Annotated in this window: 4 protein-coding genes and 2 pseudogenes; 2 read left to right on the top strand and 4 right to left on the bottom strand. The window is 70.9% G+C overall.

The genetic code is table 11. The features are described 5' to 3' along the window. The 4 genes and pseudogenes from PSH25_RS00775 to PSH25_RS00760 form a co-directional block, all read right to left on the bottom strand. A pseudogene (locus PSH25_RS00775) lies at positions 1–452 on the bottom strand (CDP-glycerol glycerophosphotransferase family protein); the annotation flags it as partial. Positions 453–485: 33 nt separating this feature from the next. Beyond that, positions 486–2003 carry a bifunctional cytidylyltransferase/SDR family oxidoreductase gene (locus PSH25_RS00770; RefSeq protein WP_238657092.1) on the bottom strand — a complete coding sequence of 506 codons (1518 nt, stop codon included), beginning with the start codon at positions 2001–2003 and terminating at the stop codon, positions 486–488. 146 nt (positions 2004–2149) lie between these two features. Beyond that, positions 2150–2926, bottom strand: a complete 777-nt coding sequence (locus tag PSH25_RS00765; RefSeq protein ID WP_238657093.1) for an ABC transporter ATP-binding protein — start codon at positions 2924–2926, stop codon at positions 2150–2152. Positions 2927–2960: 34 nt separating this feature from the next. Then, complete coding sequence (locus PSH25_RS00760) at positions 2961–3854, bottom strand: ABC transporter permease (protein WP_238657091.1); 894 nt, start codon at positions 3852–3854, stop codon at positions 2961–2963. A 180-nt stretch (positions 3855–4034) separates the two neighbouring features. On the opposite strand from PSH25_RS00760, the gene PSH25_RS00755 reads away from it, so the two are divergent. After that, positions 4035–4673, top strand: a complete 639-nt coding sequence (locus tag PSH25_RS00755; RefSeq protein ID WP_238657090.1) for a TetR/AcrR family transcriptional regulator — start codon at positions 4035–4037, stop codon at positions 4671–4673. A 124-nt stretch (positions 4674–4797) separates the two neighbouring features. Continuing rightward, positions 4798–5240, top strand: a pseudogene (locus PSH25_RS00750) (hypothetical protein); the annotation flags it as partial.

The raw sequence follows: 5240 nt of genomic DNA, 5'->3' as shown, positions 1-5240 counted from the left end.
GTACTGTGGTTCGGACGGTGGCGTTGCCGATCTGCCAGCGCGGCGAGCAGCCCGAGCAGGGCCGTGCCGAGTTGGCCGGCGACCAGCGGCGTCCAGGCGCGTACCGGCAGGTTGGCCGCCCGGATCTCCAGACTGCCGGCGGTGCGCAGCGGCCCCACCAGCAGCACCAGCCCCAGCAGGACCAGCCCGGTGGCGACCAGCGCGAGGTTGAGCCCGTCGTCCAGCCGTCGGGAGTAGCCGACCAGGATCGCGGCGGCGATCAACGCGGTCTCCGCCACCAGGTCGGCGCTGGGCCGGATCCGCTGCTCGGCGGCCGCGGCGGCCAGCGCGGCCACGGCCAGCGCCAGCCCCCAGCCGGTGGCGCCGGTGAGCGCCAGCACGACAAAGGCGAGCACGGCCAACCCGGTGGTCAGGCACCGGGCAGCCAGTTTTCGGACCAGGTCGCCGCGCATGTCGCTCCGTTCGTGGTTCCGCAGGCGTCGGCGTCAGTTTGCGGACGTCGCGCCGGCCGGCGTCTCGACCCGACCCGACCCGGCCTGGGCCGGCACGCTCGGCGTGGGCCCGTCACCGGGTGCCCGGCGTACGTCGATCACCTGACCGGTCAGGTCGGAGATCAGCACGTCCAGCGACGACTGGGCGACGGCCTCCGCGGCGAGCAGGGTGTGCTCCGGCTCCTCGCCGAAGGCCCGCGTCCGCATCGGGGTGGCGGTGCGCTCCGGGTTGATGCAGTTGACGCGGACGCCGACGTCGGCCCACTCGTCGGCGAGCGCCTGGGTGAGGTTGACCAGGGCGGCCTTGGTGGCCGAGTAGAGCGCGTAGCGGGCCCGGCCCCGGGTGTAGGAGCTGGAGGTGTAGAGCAGCAGTTGGCCCTTGGTCTGCTGGAGGTACGGGAGGGCCTGGCGGGCGATGGTCACCGGGCCGACGAAGTTGACCTGGAGTAGCCGGTCCATGGTCTCCTCGTCCATCTCGGCGAGGGCGCCCTTCTCCAGGATGCCGGCGGTGACCACCACGTGGTCGATCCGGCCGGTGGCCTCGAAGGCGGTCGTCAGCGCGGCCGCGACGTCCTCGGCCCGCTCCACGTGGGTGCCGGTGCTGGAACGGCTGAACGGGAAGACCTGGGCGCCGTAGCGCCGGGCCAGCTCGGTCAACTCGTGGCCGATGCCGTAGCTGCCGCCGAACACCACGATGGTGCGGCCGGTCAGCTCCTCGCTGTAGCTGCGGTGGTCGGTCAGCCGGGGCGCCTGCGCCGCGGCGAGCTGGAAGAGCTTGTCCGCCAGGTGCACGTCGACCGGGTGGGTGACCTTGATGTTCTCGTCCGAACCGTCGATCACCTTGATCGGGGTGCCGGGGAGATAGCGCAGCACCACGCCGCAGTCGTCGGTGGCGGCGAAGTCCGGGTCGTCCTCGGCGATCCGGTACGCCGCCCGGATCGTGGGGGAGCGGAACGCCTGCGGGGTCTGGCCCCGGCGCAGCCGGGAGCGCACCGGGATGTCGGTGATGCAGTCGTTGTCGTCGACCTGGATGATCGTGTCCGCGGAGGGGATGGCCACGTCCACGGCGTCGTAGCTCCAGAGCGCGTTGACGCACTCGCGCACGATCCGGCCGCTGAGCAGCGGGCGCACCGCGTCGTGGAAGAGGATGTTGCAGTCTTCCGGGCCGACCGCGTCCAGGGCGATCCGGGTGGTGGCGTTGCGGGTGTCACCGCCCTCGATCACCTTGGTGACCTTGCGCAGGCCGGCCTTCTCGACGATCTGCCGGGCGTCCTCGACGTGGCCGGTCGCCATCAGCACGATGATCTCGTCGATCTCCGGTGCCGCCTCGAAGACCGCCAGGGTGTGCTCGATGATCGGCTTACCGGCGATCTTCAGCAGCTGCTTCGGGATGCCGAGGCCCAGCCGCGTCCCGGTGCCTCCGGCCAGAACCACCGCCACTGTCCGCGAGGGCCGCCACGGCGTCTGGGTCTCCGCTTCGGCGTCCGGGCCAGTGGTCTGGTCCTGCGTCATTGCCGGATCCTCACTCTCAGGGATGCGTTAACGGAAGGTTCCGCCCGAGCGGCGACGGAATGAACCTTAACGCGCGGACCGCGTCGCCCCAACGTGGGCGACGCGGTCCTCAGGTGCCGTGTCGATGCCGGACGTTCGCCGGAACTCTACTTGCTGTTCGCGTACGCCTCGTACGCCCGGATGACCTCGTCGGTGGGGCCATCCATCCGGATGACGCCCGATTCCAGCCAGATCGTCCGTTCGCAGGTGTCGCGGACGGAGGAGAGCTGGTGGCTGACCAGGAACACCGTTCCCGCGCCCTCCCGCAGCTCCCGAACCCGCTGCTCGCTGCGCTTGCGGAAGCCCTTGTCGCCGGTGGCGAGCGCCTCGTCGATGAGCAGCACGTCGTGCTTCTTGGCGGCGGCGATGGAGAACCGCAGCCGGGCCGCCATGCCGGACGAGTACGTGCGCATCGGCAGGCTGGCGAAGTCACCCCGCTCGTTGATCCCGGAGAAGTCGATGATCCCCGCGGCCTGCTTGGCCACGTCGTCGGGGTGCATGCCCATGGCCAGGCAGCCGAGGACGACGTTGCGTTCCCCGGAGAGGTCGTTGAGCAGGGCGGCGTTGACGCCCAGCAGCGACGGCTGCCCCTGGGTGTGGATGGCGCCCCGGTTGACCGGCAGCAGGCCGGCGATGGCCCGCAGGATGGTGGACTTGCCGGAGCCGTTGCTGCCGATCAGCCCGATCGCCTCGCCCCGGTACGCGGTGAAGGAGACACCCTTGACCGCGTGCACCTCCCGGACGTTCGGCGCGTGGGTGCGCTTGACCAGCCGGCGCAGCGCGGCCACCGGCGTGGTGCCACCGGCGGCGCCCTGGTGCACGCGGTAGATGATGTGCGCGTCGTCCACGACCACGGTCGGGATGCGCTCCTGCGTGCGGGTCATCGTCGCGCTCGCCTCGGGGGCGGCGTCGAAGTGCTCAACCACGGCCGTACTCCTGTTCGCCGCGCCAGAAGTAGATGAAACCGCCGATGCCGGCCACCAGCGCCCAACCGGCGCCGACCAGCCAGAGCTGGGTCAGCGACTCGTTGAGCAGCGGCGCCTCCTCCATCAGCGTGTACCGCGCAAGCTCGATGTAGACCAGCAGCGGGTTGTACTGCACCAGCGTCGTCGCCCAACCGGGTAGCCGCTCGAAGAGGCTGACGCTGTAGAGGACACCGGAGCCGTACATCCAGGTGCGCATGATGAACGGCATGACCTGCTTCAGGTCGCTCGACTTGGAGCCCAGCCGGGCCACCAGCAGCACCACGCCGGCGTTGAACACCGCCTGCAGCAGCAGCGCCGGCACCAGCAGCAACCACTCCCAGGTGAGCGGTTCGCCGGTGACCAGCACGATGCCGATCAGCACCACCATCGAGGCCAGCAGTTGCTGGAACTGCGTCATCGTCGTCGACAGCGGCAGGCTGGCCCGGGGGAAGTGCAGCGCCCGGATCAGCCCCAGGTTGCTGCTGATCGACTGGGTGCCGGCCAGGACCGCGCTCTGGGTGAAGTTGAAGATGAACAACCCGGTGGTCAGGTAGGCGATGAAGTTCGGGATGCTCTTCTGGTCGAGCACCACCCCGAAGATCAGGTAGTAGACCGCCGCGTTGGTCAGCGGGGTGAGCACCTGCCAGAGCTGACCCAGCTTGGCGTTGCTGTACGAGGCGACGAGCTTGGCATTGGCGTACGCGGCGATGAAGTGCCGGTAGGCCCATAGTCGGCGGCTGTACTCGACGAGGCTGGGGCGCTCACCGGCGACCCGTAGCCCGTGCCGAGCGGCCAGCTGCGCCTGGGTCAGGCCCGTGTCGGGGTCGACCAGCGCGGTGGTGGCCATGGAAATGGCGCTCCGATCTTTCGTGCAGACGGGGGTTGCTCGCGACGATCGAATCCTAGTGGGAAATTTGCGCGGGGCGCCGCCTCGTCGCTGCGAGGACAGTAGTCCGAAACACGTCGGGACGCAACCGTACCGTCGTTGCGCTAAGCTGTCCGGCGTGACCTGCGATAAGAGCCCTCGATGACGACCGAAAAGAGGCGGGCCCCGGCCGGCGCGGCGGTGCTGCGCGACGAGATCACCACGGCGATCCGCCGCGCGCTGATGCAGGAGCTGGCCGCGGTCGGCTACGGCCGGCTCTCCATCGAGGCGGTGGCCCGGCGGGCCGGCGTCAGCAAGACGGCGATCTACCGACGGTGGAGCTCGAAGCTCGACCTGGTGCTGGAGATCGTCGCCGCCGCGGCACACGGCAAGCTCCCCGCACTGGACACCGGCACGCTGCGCGGTGATCTCGCGCTGCTGTTCCAGGCGGTGGCCCACGCGCTCCGGCACCCACTGGCGTCGCAGATCATCCCGGACCTGCTGGCCGAGGCCGCCCGCAACCCCAGCATCGACGCGACCCTGCGTCAGGTGCTGCACGCCCGGCAGCAGGAGATCGGCGGTCGCCTGGTCACCCGTGCCGTGCAGCGTGGCGAACTGCCCGCCGACACCGAGTTGGACGCCGCCGTCGACCTCATCGTGGGTCCGCTCTACTGGCGACTCGCCATCGCCCGGCTCCCGCTCACCGACGGTTACCTCGACAACCTGGTCGAATCCGTGGCGGCCGGGCTCGGCGCCGACAGCGTGCTGCCGCGCCCCCGGGCGGCTCCGATCTCGGGCTGACCAGCCCCCGACACTCGGCCGCCGGCAGCAGCGGTCTCCCTGCCCGATTCCGCTACGCTGCCCCCTTGACACCCGGCCGTCACCGTGCCGATGCCCCTCATCCGCCTGACGAGTAAGGACGCCCGTGGCCAACGTCGACAGCATCGCCGTAGCGCCCGCCGAACCGGATCCGACGCCGCGGACCGGGCAGGCGCCCCGGCCCGCCAACGACCGCGCCGGGCTGTCCCGGGTACGCGCGCTGGTGGCCGTCGCCCCGGCGGTGCTCACCGACGGCGCCGTGATCGCGTTCGCGCTCTTCACCGTGCTCTACCACCTGGCCTTCCTGGGCGACCTGCGTCCGTCGGTCACCTTCCGGATCTGGCTGCTGGCCTGTGTGGTGCTCGCGGTCGTGGCCGTGCTGCGCGCCCGCCGCCGCGTCGGCACCCCGGCCGACAGCGCGCCGGCGGTTCGGGACGAGCCCGTCGGAGCACGCCCGGCGGCCGACCGCAGACTGCTGATCGGGGTTGTGGTCGCCGCCGCCGTGGCCGCCGTCTCCGCCGGTGTGGCCGGCAGCGACGGCAACCTCTC

The sequence above is a fragment of the Micromonospora foliorum genome (assembly GCF_022229015.1).
GTDB lineage: Bacteria > Actinomycetota > Actinomycetes > Mycobacteriales > Micromonosporaceae > Micromonospora > Micromonospora foliorum.
This window is presented reverse-complemented; position numbering and strand designations above follow the sequence as displayed.